At 71.3% G+C, this 18,630-nt stretch carries 17 protein-coding genes and 2 pseudogenes; 14 read left to right on the top strand and 5 right to left on the bottom strand.

Annotated features, from left to right (window positions below):
* Positions 1–351: 351 nt before the first annotated feature.
* Positions 352–633 (bottom strand): annotated as a pseudogene (locus tag ACWDAG_RS34040) (substrate-binding domain-containing protein); the annotation flags it as partial.
* On the opposite strand from ACWDAG_RS34040, the pseudogene ACWDAG_RS34035 reads away from it, so the two are divergent.
* Together ACWDAG_RS34035 and ACWDAG_RS34030 are read left to right on the top strand one after the other, a co-directional pair.
* Positions 578–1,038, top strand: a pseudogene (locus ACWDAG_RS34035) (glycosyl hydrolase-related protein); the annotation flags it as partial. The pseudogenes ACWDAG_RS34040 and ACWDAG_RS34035 sit on opposite strands and share 56 nt — an antisense overlap.
* A 104-nt stretch (positions 1,039–1,142) precedes the next feature.
* Positions 1,143–1,610 (top strand): DUF4231 domain-containing protein, encoded by a 468-nt coding sequence (locus ACWDAG_RS34030; RefSeq protein WP_450699403.1) that lies wholly within the window; start codon positions 1,143–1,145, stop codon positions 1,608–1,610.
* A gap of 38 nt (positions 1,611–1,648) precedes the next feature.
* Here the strand turns inward: ACWDAG_RS34030 and ACWDAG_RS34025 are convergent, their stop codons facing one another.
* Positions 1,649–2,563, bottom strand: a complete 915-nt coding sequence (locus tag ACWDAG_RS34025) for an LLM class flavin-dependent oxidoreductase (RefSeq protein WP_450699402.1) — start codon at positions 2,561–2,563, stop codon at positions 1,649–1,651.
* A 54-nt stretch (positions 2,564–2,617) separates the two neighbouring features.
* On the bottom strand, positions 2,618–3,346 hold the full coding sequence (locus ACWDAG_RS34020) for a FadR/GntR family transcriptional regulator (RefSeq protein WP_450699401.1): 729 nt from the start codon (positions 3,344–3,346) through the stop codon (positions 2,618–2,620).
* A 164-nt stretch (positions 3,347–3,510) separates the two neighbouring features.
* Between ACWDAG_RS34020 and ACWDAG_RS34015 the strand changes: the two genes are divergently transcribed.
* From ACWDAG_RS34015 to ACWDAG_RS33970, 10 genes are all read left to right on the top strand, one after another.
* Positions 3,511–4,584: a sugar ABC transporter substrate-binding protein gene (locus ACWDAG_RS34015; protein WP_450699400.1), complete on the top strand. Its 1,074-nt coding sequence runs from the start codon at positions 3,511–3,513 to the stop codon at positions 4,582–4,584.
* Positions 4,581–6,089 carry a sugar ABC transporter ATP-binding protein gene (locus ACWDAG_RS34010; protein WP_450699399.1) on the top strand — a complete coding sequence of 503 codons (1,509 nt, stop codon included), beginning with the start codon at positions 4,581–4,583 and terminating at the stop codon, positions 6,087–6,089. Before ACWDAG_RS34015 ends, ACWDAG_RS34010 begins: the two co-directional genes overlap by 4 nt.
* The gene (locus tag ACWDAG_RS34005; RefSeq protein ID WP_450699398.1) at positions 6,082–7,107 is read left to right on the top strand and encodes an ABC transporter permease; all 1,026 of its coding nucleotides are present in this window, start codon (positions 6,082–6,084) and stop codon (positions 7,105–7,107) included. The genes ACWDAG_RS34010 and ACWDAG_RS34005 overlap by 8 nt, the downstream gene beginning before the upstream one ends.
* Positions 7,108–7,140: 33 nt before the next feature.
* Entirely contained in the window at positions 7,141–8,493 is a 1,353-nt protein-coding gene (locus tag ACWDAG_RS34000) for an L-fuconate dehydratase (protein ID WP_450699397.1), read from the top strand.
* Positions 8,490–9,245, top strand: coding sequence for an SDR family NAD(P)-dependent oxidoreductase (locus ACWDAG_RS33995; RefSeq protein WP_450699396.1), 756 nt, complete (start codon positions 8,490–8,492; stop codon positions 9,243–9,245). The genes ACWDAG_RS34000 and ACWDAG_RS33995 overlap by 4 nt, the downstream gene beginning before the upstream one ends.
* On the top strand, positions 9,242–10,228 hold the full coding sequence (locus tag ACWDAG_RS33990) for an aldo/keto reductase (RefSeq protein WP_450699395.1): 987 nt from the start codon (positions 9,242–9,244) through the stop codon (positions 10,226–10,228). The genes ACWDAG_RS33995 and ACWDAG_RS33990 overlap by 4 nt, the downstream gene beginning before the upstream one ends.
* Positions 10,225–10,539 (top strand): L-rhamnose mutarotase, encoded by a 315-nt coding sequence (locus ACWDAG_RS33985; RefSeq protein ID WP_450699394.1) that lies wholly within the window; start codon positions 10,225–10,227, stop codon positions 10,537–10,539. Before ACWDAG_RS33990 ends, ACWDAG_RS33985 begins: the two co-directional genes overlap by 4 nt.
* A complete protein-coding gene (locus tag ACWDAG_RS33980; RefSeq protein ID WP_450699393.1) occupies positions 10,536–11,369 on the top strand; it encodes an amidohydrolase family protein in 834 nt (277 codons plus the stop codon). Before ACWDAG_RS33985 ends, ACWDAG_RS33980 begins: the two co-directional genes overlap by 4 nt.
* 120 nt (positions 11,370–11,489) lie before the next feature.
* On the top strand, positions 11,490–12,386 hold the full coding sequence (locus ACWDAG_RS33975; protein ID WP_450699392.1) for a hypothetical protein: 897 nt from the start codon (positions 11,490–11,492) through the stop codon (positions 12,384–12,386).
* A 5-nt stretch (positions 12,387–12,391) separates the two neighbouring features.
* A complete protein-coding gene (locus tag ACWDAG_RS33970) occupies positions 12,392–12,562 on the top strand; it encodes a hypothetical protein (RefSeq protein WP_450699391.1) in 171 nt (56 codons plus the stop codon).
* A gap of 16 nt (positions 12,563–12,578) precedes the next feature.
* On the opposite strand, the gene ACWDAG_RS33965 is transcribed toward ACWDAG_RS33970, so the two are convergent.
* Positions 12,579–14,003, bottom strand: a complete 1,425-nt coding sequence (locus tag ACWDAG_RS33965) for a lipase maturation factor family protein (RefSeq protein WP_450699390.1) — start codon at positions 14,001–14,003, stop codon at positions 12,579–12,581.
* Between the two features lie 228 nt (positions 14,004–14,231).
* Here ACWDAG_RS33965 and ACWDAG_RS33960 point away from each other — a divergent pair, with 228 nt between their 5' ends.
* Positions 14,232–16,319: a SpoIIE family protein phosphatase gene (locus ACWDAG_RS33960; RefSeq protein WP_450699389.1), complete on the top strand. Its 2,088-nt coding sequence runs from the start codon at positions 14,232–14,234 to the stop codon at positions 16,317–16,319.
* A 56-nt stretch (positions 16,320–16,375) separates the two neighbouring features.
* On the top strand, positions 16,376–17,239 hold the full coding sequence (locus ACWDAG_RS33955) for an Fpg/Nei family DNA glycosylase (protein WP_450699388.1): 864 nt from the start codon (positions 16,376–16,378) through the stop codon (positions 17,237–17,239).
* 18 nt (positions 17,240–17,257) lie between these two features.
* Here the strand turns inward: ACWDAG_RS33955 and ACWDAG_RS33950 are convergent, their stop codons facing one another.
* Entirely contained in the window at positions 17,258–18,562 is a 1,305-nt protein-coding gene (locus ACWDAG_RS33950; protein ID WP_450699387.1) for a protein kinase domain-containing protein, read from the bottom strand.
* Positions 18,563–18,630 lie beyond the last annotated feature (68 nt).

Raw genomic sequence — 18,630 nt, 5'->3', positions numbered from 1 at the left:
CGGCCGCCGCACGGCGGGCAGGGCAGGGCAGGGCGGAGCGCGGCCGGGCCCGGACGGGGCGGGGCGCGTCCGTCACGCCGCGCGGGCACACGTCGCCGCACGGCGGGAAACGTTGGAAACGGTGGCAACTACGAAACGGCGGTACGGACGGCGCTGGTCGCCGACTTCCGCCTGGACGGGATCACATTCTCTGAGAGGCTTTCACAGCCGTACCCCCGTAGTTGAGCGACAGCGGCAACCCCCGGTGCTCCGCGGCTGTCGAGAGGCAGCTAAGCAGAGAACCGGGGGGTCGGGAATACGCCGGAATGCGGGTACCACAAGGGAGAGACACCCCTCCTCTTCGCCACCGGATCAGGCGCCCCGTGCCGCCCCCGTGCTCTCCCGCACGATCACCCGGGGCACCGGCACCCGTACCGTACGCGCCGGTCCGCCGTCCACCAGGGCGGACAGCCAGGGCTTGACCATGCGGCACAGAGCCGAGTCCTCCCAGGCCACCACCGACACGTCGGCCGGTACGGAGAAGCCGAGTTCGGTCGCGGTGGCCACGCCGGCGACGGCCATCACGTCGTTGTCGTAGATAAGGGCGGTCGGGGGTGCGGGCCGCCCGAGGACCCGGCGGGTGACGGCGCGCCCTCCGCGTTTCCCGGACCCGGAGACCGACCAGGTCCTCCACCGTTTCCGGCACGCGCTGGTGCCGGGGGCGGGGATCGGGGACGCGGTGCGCGAAGGGTGGTGGATCAATGTGCGGGAGGGGCGGATCAACCAGGCGGCGCAGGCAGAACCGTTGGTGGCCGTCGATCACGAAGCGGTCGTGGTCACCGCGGTCAAGCTGGCCGACGACGACGGCGGCGACGTCGTGGTCGGTTTCCACGAGGCCCACGGGGACGCGCCCGGGGGATGCTCACAGCCGGGTTCGAGGTGGCGGGCGTGACGGAGACGGATCTGCTGGAACGCCCGGTGCCCGAGACGGAGATCGAGCGACGGGAGGGAGACCGGGTCGGTGTGCGGCTGCGCCCCTTCCAGCTGATGACCCTGCGTTCCGGCGGGCCTCAGGAGGCCCGGCGACGGGATCGGTGTATGACGGCCGGGTTGCCGCCCGGCCGGCCTTTCCTCCGTGTGCGTGCGCCCCCGATGATGTCCCGATGAGACGAAGCACGGTCACCGACCCGGACTGGTCCGCGGAGCCGGACCCGATACTGGCCCTCGCGCGGCAGGACTTGGCGTTCTACGGGCGCACCCGCGACCGGGCCAGACGGCTCCACCACGCCACGGAGCTGGGCGCCCTCGCCTCCACGTCGGCGACGGTCGTGGCGGCCGGGCTGCATGCCCCGGCCTGGCTGACCGCGCTGATCGCGGGCGGCGCCGTCTTCTTCACCGGCGTGCGGCAGCTGTTCAACCCCGGCGCTCGCTGGATCGCCGGTGGGCAGTCCCACGAGACCCTGCGGCGCGCCGTCGACCGTTATCTGCTGCTGCCGCCGGCGGAACGCGATGCGGCGGCGCGCGCCGCGCTGCAGACAGCGATCGAGGAGGTGGGTGGCAACGAGCTGCGGGAGTGGGCCGAGACGCAGGGGCAGCGCGCCAGTGCCTCGCTGCCTGCGGCGAGCGGCTGAACCCGGCAGCCTGCGCGCAGTCGGGGGATCGCTGGAGGTCAGACCGCCAGTGCGGGGATCACCTCGTCGGCAATGCGGTCCGCGAGGGCGGTGGGATCGCCGATCGGGGTGAACAGGACGAGACCCGCGCCGGCGTCGATCACCTCGCGGACGGCGGCCACGCAGTCGTCCGGCGTGCCGGCGATCGCGGCGGCCTCGATGCGGGGAATGCGCCGGCCGTAGATGCGGGCCAGCCCGGCGTTGACCCGCTCACGCGCCAGCCCGGCGTCCGCATCGATGTCGATGTAGACCCGTTTGGCGATCGGGAAGTCCGTCCTGCCCGCCTTGGCCGCCGCCTCGGTGACGAACGCGACCTGCTCCCTGAACGCGGCCGTGGTCGACGACCCCGCCCCGAAGAACCCGTTCCCCAGCCGCACCGCACGCCGAAGCGCCGACTCGCTGGATCCGCCGAACCACAGCGGAGGATGCGGCTTCTGGAGCGGCTTCGGCTCCAACACGGCGTCCTGGAGCTGCCAGAACTCGCCGTCGAAGGTGACGCTCGGCTGCGTCCACAGGGCCTTGGTGAGGGCGATGCCCTCGGAGAAACGGGCCAAGTACCGGGCCTTGTCCATGCCGAACGCGGCGAACGGCCGGTCAGGGCCGCCGGAGCCGACCCCCACCTCCAGTCGGCCGCCGCTCATCTGGTCGATGGTCGCCAGTGCCTTGGCGAAGTGCACGGGCTGGTGCAGCGTGCTGACGAACACCGTGGTGCCCAGCCGCAGCCGCGTCGTGCACGCGGCGGCGTACGTCATGGCCTCCATCGGCGACAGCACCGACCCGGTCCCCAACGGCGACTCCTGCGCCCACGCGCTGTGGTACCCCAGGTCCTCGGCCTTCGCGAAGTACTCGCGGAAGGCTCCCGGATCGAACTGGCCGTCTCGATAGAACTGAGGGATGGAGATGGCATATCGCATGGCTCCAACGTATCGACGACCGCAGCCGAATGCGGCCCGTTGGGGAGTCCGCCGTCAGAGCGGCCAGGCCGACGGTCGCGTCTGACCTCCCAACTGCGCCCGCAGCCACTCCTCCACCTCGCCCACATGTGCGGCCGCCGCAGCCCGTGCCGCCTCCGGGTCGTGGGCCACCAGGGCGCGGTGGATCGCCGCGTGCTCGCGCCGGGTGCGGGCGAAGGCGCCCTCCTCCTGGTAGCCGCGCCAGACGCGGGCGCGGAAGGTGCGGGAGGACAGGCCTTCCAGGATGGCCGCCATGGTGTCGTTGCCCGCGGCGGCCGCGATCTCGCGGTGGAAGGCGAGGTCGTGGGCGAGGATCTCCTCCGGGTCCTCGGTGGCGTTCATCGCCGTGAGGTGCTTTTCGACCTCGGCCAGCTGGTCAGGGGTGATGCGGGCGGCAGCCAGGGCGGTCGCCGTCGACTCCAGGATGCGGCGCACCTCCAGGAGCTCCACCAGGCGCGGCCCCCGGGACAGGTCGGCGACCACCCCGAACGTCTCCAGCAGGTCGCCGGCCTCCAGTTGGGTGACATAGATGCCGGAACCGTGCCGGGCCTCCAGCACACCGAGCACCGTGAGCGCGCGGATCGCCTCGCGCATCGAGCTGCGGGAGATGCCCAGCTGGACGGCGAGATCACGTTCGGTGGGCAGCCGCTGGCCGGGCTCCAGACGGCCCTCGCCGATCATCGCCTTGATCCGCTCGATGGCGCGCTGCGTCACCGTGCCCTTCTGCGGGGCGGTCTCGTCCACGCCATGCCTCCTGTCACCCGGTGCGCCGCAGTCTAACCACGGAGGTGGTCCGACCAATACTGTCAGAAGGCGGGAAAATCTGCCGTCGGAGGGTGTTGTTCCGGGGAAGTGGTCTGATAAATATGCGGGCATCTGCTCGAACACGCTCAACGAGGAGCCGCCAGATGCCCGGCACGACAGTGGGGAAGCGGAACAGGTTTCGAATGATCGGTGTGACGGCCGTGGCCGCGAGCGCCTCGCTCGCGCTCGCCGCCTGCGGCAGCACCAAGGACACCGGGGGCTCCGGCAGCGCCGGAGGCGGCGGCACCGGCAAGGTCGGGGTGATCCTGCCCCTGCTGACCTCGCCGTTCTGGCAGTCGTACAACGACTACGTGCCGAAGACGGCGAAGTCCGAAGGTGTCGACGCGCTCAAGACGGTCAACTCCAACAGTGACCCCTCGCAGCAGATCACCGATATCAACAACCAGCTCAACCAGGGTGTGAAGGGCCTGGTAGTCGCCCCGCTGGACAGCGCCGCCATCGAGGCCGGCCTCGACCAGGCCGACCGCAAGGGCGTGCCGGTCGTCGCGGTCGACGTCGCGCCCGACAAGGGCAAGGTCGCCATGGTCGTGCGCGCCGACAACGTCGCCTATGGCACCAAGGCCTGCGACTACCTGGGGCAGCACATCACCAGCGGCAAGGTCGTGCAGATCATGGGCGACCTGGCCTCGGTCAACGGCCGGGACCGCTCCGAGGCCTTCCGCTCCTGCGTGAAGAAGAAGTACCCGGGGCTCAAGGTCCTGGAGATCCCCGCCAAGTGGGAGTCCGACACCGCGGCCTCCAAACTCGACACCCTCCTCAACGCCAACCCCGACATCAAGGGCATCTACCTGCAGGCCGGCGGCGTCTACCTGGCGCCGACCCTGCAGACCCTGAAGTCCAAGGGCCTGCTGAAGAAGGCCGGTACCGCGGGCCACATCACCATCGTCTCCAACGACGGCATCCCGCAGGAGTTCGACGCCATCCGCAAGGGCGAGATCGACGCGACCGTGTCCCAGCCCGCCGACGCCTACGCCAAGTACGGCATGTACTACATCAAGGCGGCGATGGAGGGGAAGACCTTCAAGCCGGGCCCGACCGACCACGACTCGACCATCGTCAAGCTGCCCAGCGGCATCCTTGAGGACCAGCTGCCCGCGCCGCTGGTGACCAAGGGCAACGTCGACGACCCCAAGCTGTGGGGCAACACGGTCAAATGAGCGACCCCAGCACCCCGCTCGCCGAGGCGCGGGACATCGTCAAGCGGTACGGCCCCACCACCGCCCTCGCGGACGGCCGGCTCACCGTGCTGTCCGGCGAGTCCCACGCCCTCGTCGGCCGCAACGGCGCCGGCAAGTCGACCCTGGTCCGGATCCTCACCGGCCTGGAGGCGCCCGACGAGGGCACGGTCCGCTTCGACGGCGAGCCCGCGCCCCCACTCGCCGACCGCGACGCCTGGCGCCGCAAGGTGGCCTGCGTCTACCAACACCCCACGGTCGTCCCCGAGTTGACCGTCGCCGAGAACCTCTTCATCAACCGGCAGCCGCTCCAGCGCGGCTTCATCAGCTGGCGCCGCCTGAAGACCGAGGCCGCCGCGCTCCTCGACACCTGGGACGTGCACGTCGACCCGGAGGCCCGCACCGCCGACCTCAAGGTCGAGGACCGGCAAATGGTCGAGATCGCACGGGCGTTGAGCTTCGGCGCCCGCTTCATCGTCCTCGACGAACCGACCGCCCAGCTCGACAACCGCGAGATCGAGCGGCTCTTCGACCGCATGCGCGGACTGCAGGACTCCGGTGTCACCTTCCTGTTCATCTCGCACCACCTGCAGGAGGTCTACGAGGTCTGCCAGACCGTCACCGTCCTGCGGGACGCCCGCTGGATCACCACGGCCCCGGTCGCCGACCTGCCGAGGGCGGCGCTGATCGAGGCGATGGCGGGGGAGTCCATCGAGACGATCGCCGGACAGGCCGTACAGGAAAGGCTCGTCGACGACAGCGCGCCCGTGCTCCTCGACGCCCGAGGGCTCACCTCGGAGTCGTACGAGGACATCGACCTGACCGTCCGCCGCGGCGAGGTCGTCGGGCTCGCCGGATCCAGCGCCAGCGGCAAGATCGAGCTGGCGGAGGCCATCGCGGGCCTGCGCACACCCACCGGCGGCACCGCCCGACTGAACGGCGAGCGGCTGCGGTTCGGCTCCGTGCAGGCCGCCCTGAAGGCCGGTGTCGGCTGTGTCCCGCGCGACCGGCACGACCAGGGCCTGGTCGCCGGCATGACCATCGGCGACAACGCCACCATGAGCGTCCTGGACCGGCTCGGCCGTCTCGGCTTCATCGGCACCGACCGCAGACGCGGCTTCGCCGCCGAGCTGATCGACCGTCTCGACATCCACACCGAGGGCCCCGAGCAGCCCGTCTCCGACCTGTCCGGCGGCAACGCGCAGAAGGTCGTCATGGCCCGCGCCCTCGCCTCCGACCCCCGTCTGCTCGTCCTGATCAACCCCACCGCGGGCGTCGACGTGAAGTCCAAGGAGTCACTGCTGGCCCGCGTGGACAGCGCCCGAGAGGACGGCACCGCGGTCCTGGTCGTCTCCGACGAACTCGACGACCTGCGGCGCTGCGACCGCGTCCTCGTCCTCTTCCACGGCCGCGTCGTCGCCGAGCACCCGGCGGGCTGGCGCGACCACGAGCTGATCGCCTCCATCGAAGGAGTGGACCATGGCTGACACCAAGGCTCCGCCGGTGAAGCCGGTGAGCATGCCCGACGGCCGGGCGGCGAGGGCGGTCCTGCTGCGCCGCGCCCGCGAACTCGCCCTGGTACCGGCGCTGTTGCTGCTGCTTCTGCTGGGTGCCGTACTGAACGACTCCTTCTTCACCGAGGCCACCCTGATCTCCATCCTGGCCTCGTCGGCATCGCTGGCGATGGTGGTGCTGGCCGAGTCGCTGGTCCTCATCACCGGCAAGTTCGACCTGTCCCTGGAGTCGGTGGTCGGCATAGCGCCGGCGGTGGCGGCGCTGCTGGTGCTGCCGGCCGCCGAGGCCGGCTGGGGCACGGAACTCCCCGCCGGTCTCGCTCTCCTGGCCATCCCCCTGGTGGGTGCGGCCATCGGTGCCATCAACGGCTTCCTCGTCGTGAAGGTGAGGCTCAACGCGTTCATCGTCACCCTCGCCATGCTGATCATCCTGCGCGGGCTGCTGGTCGGTGCCACGAAGGGCAAGACACTGTTCGGCATGCCCGATGCGTTCTTCTCGCTGGCCACCACCACGTTCCTGCGCATCCCGATCTCCGTGTGGGTGGCCGCCGCGGCCTTCGCGATCGCCGGGCTGCTGCTCAAGTACCACCGGGTGGGCCGTTCGTTGTACGCGATCGGCGGCAACCTGGAGGCGGCCCGCGCCGCCGGCATCCGTGTCGACCGCGTCCGGCTCGGCGTCTATGTCGTCGCCGGTGTCCTCGCCTCGGTCGGCGGTCTGATGTACACCGGCTACGTGGGAGCCATCGGCGCCAACCAGGGCCAGAACATGATCTTCACCGTGTTCGCCGCCGCCGTGATCGGCGGGATCAGCCTCGACGGCGGCAAGGGCACCATGTTCGGCGCCCTGACCGGCGTACTCCTGCTGGGTGTGGTCAAGACCATGCTGACCATGGCCCAGGTGCCGTCGTTCTGGATCGACGCCATCTACGGCGGAATCATCCTGCTCGCGCTCATCCTCGCCCGCCTCACCACGGGACGCGCCCAGGACTGACCACCGCCCCTGCCCCCGACCGAAAGGCCCTCCGTGTCCCCGACGCCCGGCCCCTCCTGCCGCATCACCGCGGTCGACACCTACGACATCCGGTTCCCGACCTCGCGTGAGCTCGACGGCTCCGACGCGATGAATCCGGACCCCGACTACTCGGCCGCGTACGTGGTGCTGCGCACCGGCGGCGAGGACGAGCCGGAGGGGCACGGCTTCACCTTCACCATCGGGCGGGGCAACGAGGTCCAGGTCGCCGCGATCCACGCGCTGCGCCACCACGTGGTGGGACGGTCCGTCGACGAGGTGTGCGCCGATCCGGGAGCCGTCTACCGCGACCTGATCGGGGACAGCCAGCTGCGCTGGCTGGGGCCCGAGAAGGGCGTGATGCACATGGCGATCGGCGCGGTCGTCAACGCCGTGTGGGACCTGGCGGCCAAGCGTGCCCACAAGCCGCTGTGGCGGCTGCTGGCCGAGGCCGATCCGGAGTGGCTGGTCGGGCAGATCGACTTCCGGTACCTCACGGACGCGCTCACCGCGGAGGAGGCGCTGGAGCTCCTGCGCCGGGGCCGCGAGGGCTCCGAAGAGCGCACGGCCCGCCTGCTGGAGCACGGCTACCCCGGCTACACCACCTCCGCCGGCTGGCTCGGCTACAGCGACGAGAAGCTCACCCGGCTCGCCGCCCAGGCGGTCGCCGACGGATTCACCCAGATCAAGCTGAAGGTGGGCGCGGACCTCGACGACGACGTACGCCGCTGCCGGGTCGCCCGCTCGGTGATCGGCCCCGACATCCGCATGGCCATCGATGCCAACCAGCGGTGGAACGTCGACGAGGCGATCCGCTGGACCAAGGCCCTCACCGAGTTCGACCCGTACTGGATCGAGGAGCCCACCAGCCCCGACGACGTCCTCGGCCACGCGGCCATCCGCACCGCGGTGGCGCCCGTCAAGGTGGCGACCGGCGAGCACGTCCAGAACCGGATCGTCTTCAAACAGCTCCTGCAGGCAGGCGCCCTCGACATCCTGCAGATCGACGCGGCCCGCGTCGGCGGCGTCAACGAGAACCTCGCGATCCTGCTGCTCGCCACCAAGTTCGGGGTGCCGGTCTGCCCGCACGCGGGCGGCGTCGGCCTGTGCGAACTCGTCCAGCACCTGTCGATGTTCGACTACGTGGCGGTCTCCGGCACCACCGAGGACCGGGTCATCGAGTACGTCGACCATCTCCACGACCACTTCCTCGATCCGGTGGTGATCCGCGAGGGTCACTACACGGCACCCGCCGCGCCCGGTTTCTCGGCCGCCATGCGCCCGGAGTCCATCGCGCGGTACACCTTCCCCGGCGGTACCTTCTGGGCCGCGGACCTCGACGAGAAGAAAGAAGGACAGGCGGCATGAGCGACTTCGAGGGTCTGAAGGCCCTGGTCACGGGCGGGGCCTCCGGCATCGGGCGGGCGACGGCGGAACTCCTCGCCGCCCGCGGGGCCCAGGTCGCCGTACTCGACCTCGACCCGTCCTCGGTCGACAAGCCGCTGCTCGGCTTCCGCGCGGACGTCAGCGACGACGCGTCCGTGCGGGAGGCGGTGGCCGCCGCGGTCGCCGAGCTCGGCGGCCTCGACATCGTGATCAACAATGCCGGTGTGGGCGCGCAGGGCACCATCGAGGACAACGACGACGCCGACTGGCACCGCGTCCTCGACGTCAACGTCGTGGGCATGGTCCGCGTCGCCCGCGCCGCCCTGCCCCACCTGCGCCGCTCGCAGCACGCGGCGATCGTCAACACCTGCTCCATCGGCGCCACCGCGGGCCTGCCGCAGCGCGCCCTGTACTGCGCGAGCAAGGGCGCGGTGTACTCGCTGACCCTCGCCATGGCCGCCGACCATGTCCGTGAGGGCATCCGCGTCAACTGCGTCAATCCCGGCACGGCGGACACCCCGTGGGTCGGCCGCCTGCTGGACGCGGCCGACGACCCCGTCGCCGAGCGCGCCGCGCTGGAGGCCCGCCAGCCCACCGGCCGCCTCGTCAGTGCGGCCGAAGTCGCGGGCGCCATCGCCTACCTGGCGAGCCCGTTGTCCGGTGCCACCACCGGTACCTCGCTCGCCGTGGACGGCGGCATGCAGGGCCTGCGGCTGAGGCCGGTGGGGCAGTGAACCGGCTCGGCAGCGGCGAGGTCGAGGTCAGCGCCCTGGCCTTCGGCGGTGCCGTCATCGGCAACCTCTACACCGAGGTGAGCGAGGAACAGGCCCGCGAGGCGGTGGCGACGGCCTGGCAGCAGGGCATCCGCTACTTCGACACCGCCCCGCACTACGGCCTCGGCCTGTCCGAACGCCGCCTCGGCGCCGCCCTGCGCGAACATCCCCGTACCGCCTACACGATCTCCACCAAGGTCGGCCGCGTCCTGGAGCCCTCCGGCGAGGGCGGCGACGACCTCGCGAACGGCTTCGCCGTGCCCGCCACGCACCGCCGCGTGTGGGACTTCAGCGCCGACGGCGTACGCCGCAGCCTTGAGGCCAGCCTGGAACGGCTCGGCCTCGACCGCGTCGACGTCGTCTACCTCCACGACCCCGACGACCATGCCGAACAGGCCTTCCACGAGGGCTACCCGGCGCTGGAGAAGCTGCGCTCGGAAGGCGTCGTGGGCGCCATCGGCGCGGGCATGAACCAGGCCGGGATGCTCACCCGCTTCGTCCGCGACACCGACGTCGACGTCGTCCTGTGCGCCGGCCGCTATACGCTCCTGGAGCAGCCGGCGCTCACCGAGCTCCTGCCCGCGGCGCAGGAACGCGGCACGTCGGTGGTCGTCGGCGGTGCCTTCAACTCCGGTCTGCTCGCCGACCCGAAGCCGGGAGCGACGTACAACTACGCTGCTGCGCCACCTGAGTTGCTGGACCGCGCCCTGCACCTGAAGGCGGTCGCCGACCGGCACGGCACCACCCTGCGGGCCGCCGCCCTCGCCTTCTGCGCGGCTCATCCGGCGGTCGCGAGCGTCCTCGTGGGAGCCCGCTCGGCTGCGGAGGTCCGCGACTGTGCCGAGCAGTTCGCGGCGCCGCCTCCGGCCGCCTTCTGGCAGCAGCTGCGCGCGGAAGGGCTCCTGCCGCCCGAGGCCCCGGTACCCGGGGAGGAAGCGTCATGAGAGTCGCCCTGCACACCAAGGTCCGCGCGGACCGCATCGCCGAGTACGAGGCCGCCCACCGCGAGGTCCCGAAGGAACTGACGGACGCGATCCGCGCGGCCGGAGCCACGTCCTGGACGATCTGGCGCAGCGGTGCCGACCTCTTCCACGTCCTGGAGTGCGAGGACTATGCCCGCCTCCTCGCCGAACTGGAGAAACTCCCGGTCAACATCGCCTGGCAGGCCCGCATGGCGAAGCTGCTGGACGTCGTGCACGACTACTCCGACGGGGGTGCGGCCGCCGGCCTGCCCGTGGTCTGGGAACTGCCATGACGGTGGACGCCCACCACCACGTGTGGGACCTCTCCGTCCGGGACCAGGACTGGATCCCCGGAGGCAGCCCGCTCCGCCGCGACTTCACCCTGGCCGACCTCACCCCCGAGGCGCAGGCGGCCGGCGTCGACCGCACGGTCCTCGTCCAGACGATCACGGTGCCGGAGGAGACCCCGGAGTTCCTGGCCCTGGCCGCCGCCCACGACCTGATCGCGGGTGTCGTCGGCTGGACCGACCTCACCCGCCCTGACATCACCGACGAACTCGCCCGCCTGCGCGAACTCCCCGGCGGCCACTACCTCAAGGGCATCCGCCACCAGGTCCAGGGCGAACCCGACCCCGAGTGGCTGCTCCGCCCGGACGTACGCAGAGGCCTCGCGGCCGTGGCCGAAGCGGCCCTGGTCTACGACCTCGTCGTCCTCCCGCACCAACTGCCGTCCTGCACCGAGGCGGCTGCAGCCCTCCCCCAACTCACCTTCGTCCTCGACCACTTGGGCAAGCCGCCCATCGCCGCCGGTGCCCTGAAACCCTGGGCGACCGACCTCCAGGCCCTCGCCGCCCTGCCCAACACGGCCGCCAAACTCTCCGGCCTGGTCACCGAGGCCGCCCCCGACTCATGGACCGTCGACGACCTCCGCCCGTACACCGACACCGCCCTGGAGGCCTTCGGCCCCACCCGCCTGATGTTCGGCTCGGACTGGCCGGTGTGCACGGAAAGGGCGACGTACGGCGAACTCCTGTCCGCCACACAGGAGTTGACCGACCACCTCGACGCGGCCGCCCGGGCGGACGTCTTCCACGGCACGGCCACCCGCGTTTACGGTCTTTGACACCCCTGGAACTGGCCGCTCGGGACGGAAATTTACGTCTTTTCCGGCACCTCTCGCGCGCTTTACGGCCCCCGGCCGCGAGATTAGCTTCCTTCCCGACACCGGGGAAACGGGGACGAGATGGCAGACGGACAGCCCATCATTCAGGGCTCGGGGGCGAACAAGAACAACACCGAGGACAGTGCGACACAGCTCGCGAACCATGCGCAGGGGGGCGCGGACGGCACCGGCCTCTACCTCTTCGGCGCGCCGTCCGACCGGGAATCCCCGGGCGGAGACGGTCTCTACAGCGTGTCCTACCAGGGGTGCGCCGTGCGGGCGCACAGCTACAACGGCGACGGGGTGTACGGGGCGACCCGCTCGAACGGAGCCGGTGTGCACGGCGTCTCCGCCGCGGGGACCGCGGTCTACGGCCAGGACACGGGCGGCGGCACCGGCGTCCAGGGCAACTCGCCGCGCGGCGTCGGGGCCCGCGGCTCAGGTATGTGGGCCGGTGTGGTCGGCGAGGCGTCCGACGCCGCCGGCTTCGGCGTCGAGGGCATCAACCGCCACGGACTGCAGGGAGGTTACGGCGTCCTGGGCTTCGCCCGCACCGGCGTCTGGGGCGACGGGACGATCGGCGTCATCGGCCGTGGCCTCACCCAGTACGGCATCGGGGTCGAGGGCGACGCGCTCGGCGAGGGCGGCATCGGCGTGTTCGGCGCCACGTCGGCGAACACCGGCGGCATCGGCGTGTACGCCACCGCGCCGAACCCCGGATCGACCGCGCTGCAGGTCCGTGGCTCCGCGGTCTTCAGCTCCGGGGGGCACGTCACGGTCCCGGCGGGCAGTGACCGCATCACCGTGACGGGGCCGACCCTCGGGCCGGCGAGCATGGTCCTCGCCACCGTTCAGCAGGACAAGCCGGGCGTCGCCGTACGCGCCGCCGTCCCCGATCCGGCCGCCGGTTCCTTCACCGTGTTCCTGACCCAGACCTCCGCGACAGAAACGGCAGTGGCATGGTTCGTGATCAACTAGACGGAGTGCCGGAGCCCATCGGCCCCGGCGAGACCCGCTCCGCACCCGAGCCCGTGTCCGCGCCCGCCGAGGCACCGCACGGCGTGGACGTCCCGACGACGCTCGTACCGCTGTCGGATGCACTCCACCCGAGCAGGCCGGCGGCGGCCGAGGAGCCGGGCGGACCCGGCGCGTAGCGCGTGGCGCCGGAGGTCAGCTCCGCTGAGCCACCCCCGCCAGCCGCGTGGGCGGCAGATACTCCCGTACATACGTCCGCTCCCAGCACGCCCCCGTCTCCCGCAGCTCCCGCCAGCTCGTGTACTCGTAGCGGAAGAGGCGGGCCCGGATGTAGCGGGGCGGGGCGTCAGGGGGGAACGGCGAGCGGCGCAGCAGGCGCAGCGTGTCGCGGTCGTTCTCCAGGAGGCGTTCCACCAGGGCGCCGAACCATGCGCCGGCGTACGACGGCGAGAGCGCGGCGAACCACATCAGCCAGTCCAGGCGCAGATGGTAGGGCGCGAACTGGCGGGGCCAGCGCCGTGGATCGCCCGGTTTGCCCTTGAACTCGTACTCCCGCCAGTCCGAGTCCTCGTGCGGCACGGCATCGTCCGTGCCCTCGACGACCACCTCGTAGCGGATGCGGCTGACGCTGCCGAACGCCCCGTAGGTGTTGACCAGGTGGAGGGGGTCGAAGGAGCGGTTCATGATCTGGCGGCGGGAGATCATGTTCGCGACCGGGTGGTAGCTGAGCCCGAGGAGCAGTGCGGCGACTGCGAGGACCACGACCTCGTACCAGAGCGGGGCGCCGGGCACGGCGGACGGCGGACCGGCCGGGAGCTTCAGGGCGGAGACGGCGAGGACGATGGTGATCCAGTTCAGCCAGGCGAAGTTGCCCGACAGGACCAGCCACAGCTGGGTGACGATCATCAGCGAGGCGGCGGCCGTGGCGACCGGCTGAGGGGTGAACAACAGCACCGGGACGACGAGTTGGGTGACGTGGTTGGCGGCCACCTCGATGCGGTGCAGGGGCCGGGGGAGGTGGTGGAAGAACCAGCTCAAGGGTCCCGGCATCGGCTGGGTCTCGTGGTGGTAGTACAGGCAGGTCAGCTTCCGCCAGCACGCGTCGCCGCGCATCTTGATCAGGCCCGCGCCGAACTCCACCCGGAACAGGATCCAGCGCAGCAGGAGGAGGACCACGATCGGCGGGGCCACCTCGTCGTTGCCGAGGAAGACCGCGAGGAAGCCCACTTCCAGCAGCAGCGACTCCCAGCCGAAGGCGTACCAGGTCTGGCCGACGTTGACGATCGAGAGGTAGAGGACCCAGGGGACCAGCCACAGCAACATCCCTGCCCAGAGGGGCAGTTGGGAGTCCAGTCCGGCGACCAGTGCCGCCGAGACCGCGCAGCCCGCCCAGGCGCAGGCCGCGAAGAAGCGGTCCGAGTAGTGGAGTTGGAACAGGCTGGGGGCCTGCCTGAAGCGCACCCGGCCGACGAAGCGGGGGACCGGCAGCATGCCCCGCTCGCCGATCAGCGCACGGAACTGCAGGGCCGTCGCCAGGAACGCCACTAGGTACAGCCCGGCCAGAGCCCGCTGGAAGACCAGCCGACTCCACCAGTACTCGGGTGCGATGAACCACTCCACGGCCGTGCGCTCCTCGTTCCATTGTGGCGCCGAAGCCTATGTCACTCTCCGTATGTCCATCTTCCGCTTGTGTAACCCAAGGGGGTGAGATGGGCAAAGGTGATGAATCGAGGGAAGGGGGGCGGAAGGAACGGTTTTGACGGCTGGGCGCCGATGGTGATCGGAGAGCCCGGAATTCGTCGCTGCTTCCCGGTCGAAGAATCGGGGGAACCCTGGCAAGGTGGGCCCATGGTTGATCGGGGCGTGAGCGCCCTGTCTCTCCCGGACGACTGGCCCGCCCACCCGGATCCGATCCTGGCGCTCAACCGCATGGGCAGCTTCGACTGGGACCTGGACACCGGTCTGTTCCACATGGACGCCCAGGCCCACGAGGTCTTCGACCTGCGCCCCGACGAATACGACGACCACCCCGAGACCCTCGCCGTCCGGGTACCCAGGCCCGAGGCCTACCGGCTCGACGGCCTGGTCGCCCAGGCCATGAAGGACGGCAGTGAGAACTACGGCGCCTACTTCCGCATCCGCCGCCGCGACGGCACCCTGCGCTGGACCCACACCCAGGGCTACATCCGGCGCGACGAGACGGGCCGCCCGCGCCGGATCATCGGCATCGTCCGGGACGCGACCCAGGAGCTGAGCGAGAGCCGGGACCGCCGCGAGGAGGCCGCCGAGGACGCGGCGCGGCTCGAGCAGACCAACGTCGTCCAGCTCACCACGGCCGCCCTCGCGCACGCCCGCACCGTCCAGGACGTCATCGACGTCCTCAAGGACACCCACGGCCTCACCCACCTCGGCGCCACCAGCCTGGTCGTGGGCCTGGTCGAGGCCGGCCGCATCCGGCTGATAGCCGAGGGGCCCGCGGGCAGCTTCGTCCCCGGCACCGACCTCACCCGCATCGACGAGCCGTACCCGATGAGCGAGGTCGTACGGACCCTCACGCCCCGCTTTATCTCGTCGCCGGAGGAGTTCGCCGAGGGCTACCCCCTGCTGTGGCCGCACCTCGCCGGTCTGGAGATCACCGCTGCCGCCTATCTGCCGCTGATCGTCCAGGCCCGGCCGATCGGCGCCATGGGCCTGCTCTACAGCGACCGGCGCGGCTTCTCGCCCGAGGAGCGCAACGTCCTGCTCGCCCTCGGCAGCAGCATCGCGCAGAGCATGCAGCGCGCCATGTTCTACGAGCAGGAGAAAGACCTCGCCACCGGCCTGCAGCAGGCGATGCTGCCGCGCACCATCCCCAGCGTCCGCGGCGCCGACGTCGCCGTCCGCTACCGCTCCGGTTCCGCCGCGGGCTCGTTCGGCCGGGACATCGGCGGCGACTGGTACGACCTGATCCCGCTGCCCGGCGGCCGGGTCGGCGCCGTCATCGGCGACGTCCAGGGCCATGACACGCACGCGGCCGCCGTCATGGGCCAACTGCGCATCGTGCTGCGCGCCTACGCCGCCGAGGGTCACACCCCGGCCACCGTCATGGCCCGGGCCTCGGTCTTCCTCCACGAGCTCGACACCGACCGCTTCGCGACCTGCCTGTACGCGGAGGCCGACCTGGCGACGGGAGTGGTCCAAGTGGTCCGGGCCGGTCACATCGACCCGCTGATCCGGGACGCCGACGGCAGCTGCCGCCGCATCTCCCTCCCGGGCGGACTGCCGCTCGGTCTCTCCGCCGAGTTCGGGAGCCTCGAATACCCCGTCGGCACCCTCGAACTCGACCCCGGCCACACCCTGCTCCTGTGCACCGACGGCCTGGTCGAACAGCCCGGCGCCGACCTCGACGACGGCATGCGCACCCTCACCGCCCTCATCACCGGCGGCCCGGACGACGTACGGGATCTCGCGGACTGTCTCATCTCCGTCGCCGAGGAACGCGGCGGCGACGACGACGTGGCCCTGCTCCTGCTGCGCCGCCGGGGCGTGGACGCCCAGCGGTCCGGCGGCCGGCTGCAGCAGCACGTGGCCCCCGGCGACCCCGAGGCCCTCACCGAGGCCCGGCACATGATCCGGGCCGCGGTCCGCGCCTGGGGCGCCAAGGAGCGCGCCGACGAGATCGAGCTGGTCGCCGACGAAATGATCACCAACGCCCTGATGCACACCGAGGGATCCGCCATCGTCACCCTCCGGGTCCTGGGCGGCAGCGAGCGGCGGCTGCGCGTCGAGGTCGAGGACTCCTCCAGCGCCCTGCCGCGCCGCCGCGACGCGGGGGAGTCGGGCGTGTCCGGGCGGGGCCTGCTCCTGGTCGACCTGCTGACGGACGTGTGGGGCGTGGAGGCGCGCGGCGGCGGCAAGTGCGTGTGGTGCGAGTTCGTGGTCCCCGAAGGCGACTGAACCCACCACACTCGATCCCGCCCGCCACTGTCGGTGCCGGGTGGCACTCTGGACGTATGCCGGAACTCCCCGAGGTCGAAGCGCTCAAGGACTTCCTCACCGAGCACCTGGTCGGTCACGAGATCGTGCGGGTGCTGCCCGTCGCGATCAGCGTCCTCAAGACGTACGACCCGCCCCTCACCGCCGTCGAGGGCCGCGAGGTCACCGCCGTGCACCGGCACGGCAAGTTCCTCGACCTGGAGACCGACGGGGGCCCGCACCTCGTCACCCATCTGGCCCGCGCGGGCTGGCTGCACTGGAAGGACCGCCTCCCGGACGGCCCGCCGCGCCCCGGCAAGGGCCCCCTCGCCCTGCGTGTGGCCCTGGAGACCGGCGAGGGCTTCGACCTCACCGAGGCGGGCACCCAGAAGCGCCTCGCCGTCTACGTCGTCCACGACCCCCAGGAGATCCCGGGCGTCGCCCGCCTCGGCCCCGACCCGCTGGCGGACGACTTCGACGAAGGCCGCCTCGCAGCCCTCCTCGGCCCCGAGCGCCGTCAGCTCAAGGGCGCCCTGCGCGACCAGAGCCTGATCGCCGGCGTGGGCAACGCCTACAGCGACGAGATCCTGCACGCCGCGAAGATGTCCCCCTTCAAACTGGCCGCGACCCTCACCCCCGAGGACACCGCCCGCCTCTACGAGGCGCTGCGCTCCACGCTCACCGAGGCGGTGGAGCGCTCCCGGGGTGTGGCGGCCGGCCGTCTGAAGGCGGAGAAGAAGAGCGGCCTGCGCGTCCACGGCCGCACCGGCGAGCCCTGCCCGGTCTGCGGCGACACCATCCGCGAGGTCTCCTTCAGCGACTCCTCGCTCCAGTACTGCCCGACCTGCCAGACGGGCGGCAAACCGCTGGCGGACCGGAGGATGTCGAAGCTGCTGAAGTAGCCGCGCGGCTCAGCCGGTCTACCCCTTCCGGTCCTTCGTCTTGTCCTTGCCGTGCTTGTCCTTCCCGCCGTGCTGCGGGTCCTTGTGGTTCTTCGCCGGAGTCGGCCTGGTGGACGGGACGGCAGACGGAGCCGCGGGGGCGGTGGCGGTCTCGCTCGCGGGTCGCGAGGTGACGGCCGTAGGTGTCGAGGAAGGTGTCCGAGTCGGCGCCGGGCTCGGCGAGACGGTCGAGGCAGGGCTGTCACCGTCGGAGTTCAGCACTCCCCCGAGGGCCGTGGCCGTGGCGAACAGGGCGACGGCCGCGCCACCCAGCAGGGCCTTGGACGCCTGCTTTCGGCGGTTGCGGGGACGGGAATGCGCTGCGGGGGCGGCGGTTCGGGGGGGTGGCGGAGACGTGACGGCCGAGGGCGTGGGGCTGAGAGCCCTGCTGTCGGGTTCCGCAGGGTCCACCGGGTCCAGCGGCTGAGTCGGTTCTGCCGATTCCGTCGGGTTCGGTCCCCATTTCTGCGCGCCCAGCCACTCGGCCGCCTCCTCCGCCCTCGGCCGCTGCGCGGGGTCCTTGGCCAGCAGACGCAGCGCATATTCGGACAGCGCCCGGGGTATGCCGGCGCTCAACCGGTGGGGCGGCGGCGGGGCGATGTCGACGTGCTGCTGCACCACGGCGAGCGAGGTCGCGCCCCTGAACGGCGGGCGGCCGGTGAGCAGTTCGTACAGAACGCAGCCGAGCGAGTAGACGTCCGAGGCGGGCTGCGCGGTCCGGCCCAGGGCCCGCTCGGGGGCCAGGTAGTCGGCGGTGCCCAGGATCTTGCCGGTGGCGGTCGCGGTGCCGGCGCCGTCGTCGGTGAAGCGGGCGATGCCGAAGTCCGTGATCTTCACGGTGCGGTCGGTGGTCAGCATGATGTTCGCGGGCTTGATGTCCCGGTGGATCACGCCCTGGCGGTGTGCGGCGGACAGTCCCGCCGCCACCTGCGCGGCGATGGCGGTCGCCTCCTGTGGTTCCACGGTCCCGCGCATTGACCGCTCCTGCGCCAGGGTCCAGCCGTCCACGAGTTCCATCACCAGATGGAGCCGGCCGTGATCGGAGCCGAAGTCGTACACGGCCACCACATGCGGATGGTTGAGGCGGGCAGTGGTCTGCGCCTCCATGCGGAACCGCTCGATGTCGGCGGTGTCCTCAGCCTTCAGCAGCTTGATCGCCACCGGACGGCCCAGGACCCGGTCGGCCGCGCGCCAGACCTCGCCCATCGCACCGCTTCCCAGCAGTTCCTCCAGCTGATAGCGGTCCGCCAGCAGCACGTGCACACCCATCCCGAATTCCGACATCACCACTGGCTACAGCGCAGCGTCGGACGGGGGTGTCACACCGGGCGGTGTGGCGTTGTGGCGGTGGC

It is taken from the genome of Streptomyces sp. NPDC001157 (assembly GCF_053598255.1).
The sequence above is the reverse complement of the archived record's forward strand: the minus strand, read 5'-3'. Positions and strand labels throughout refer to the sequence as shown.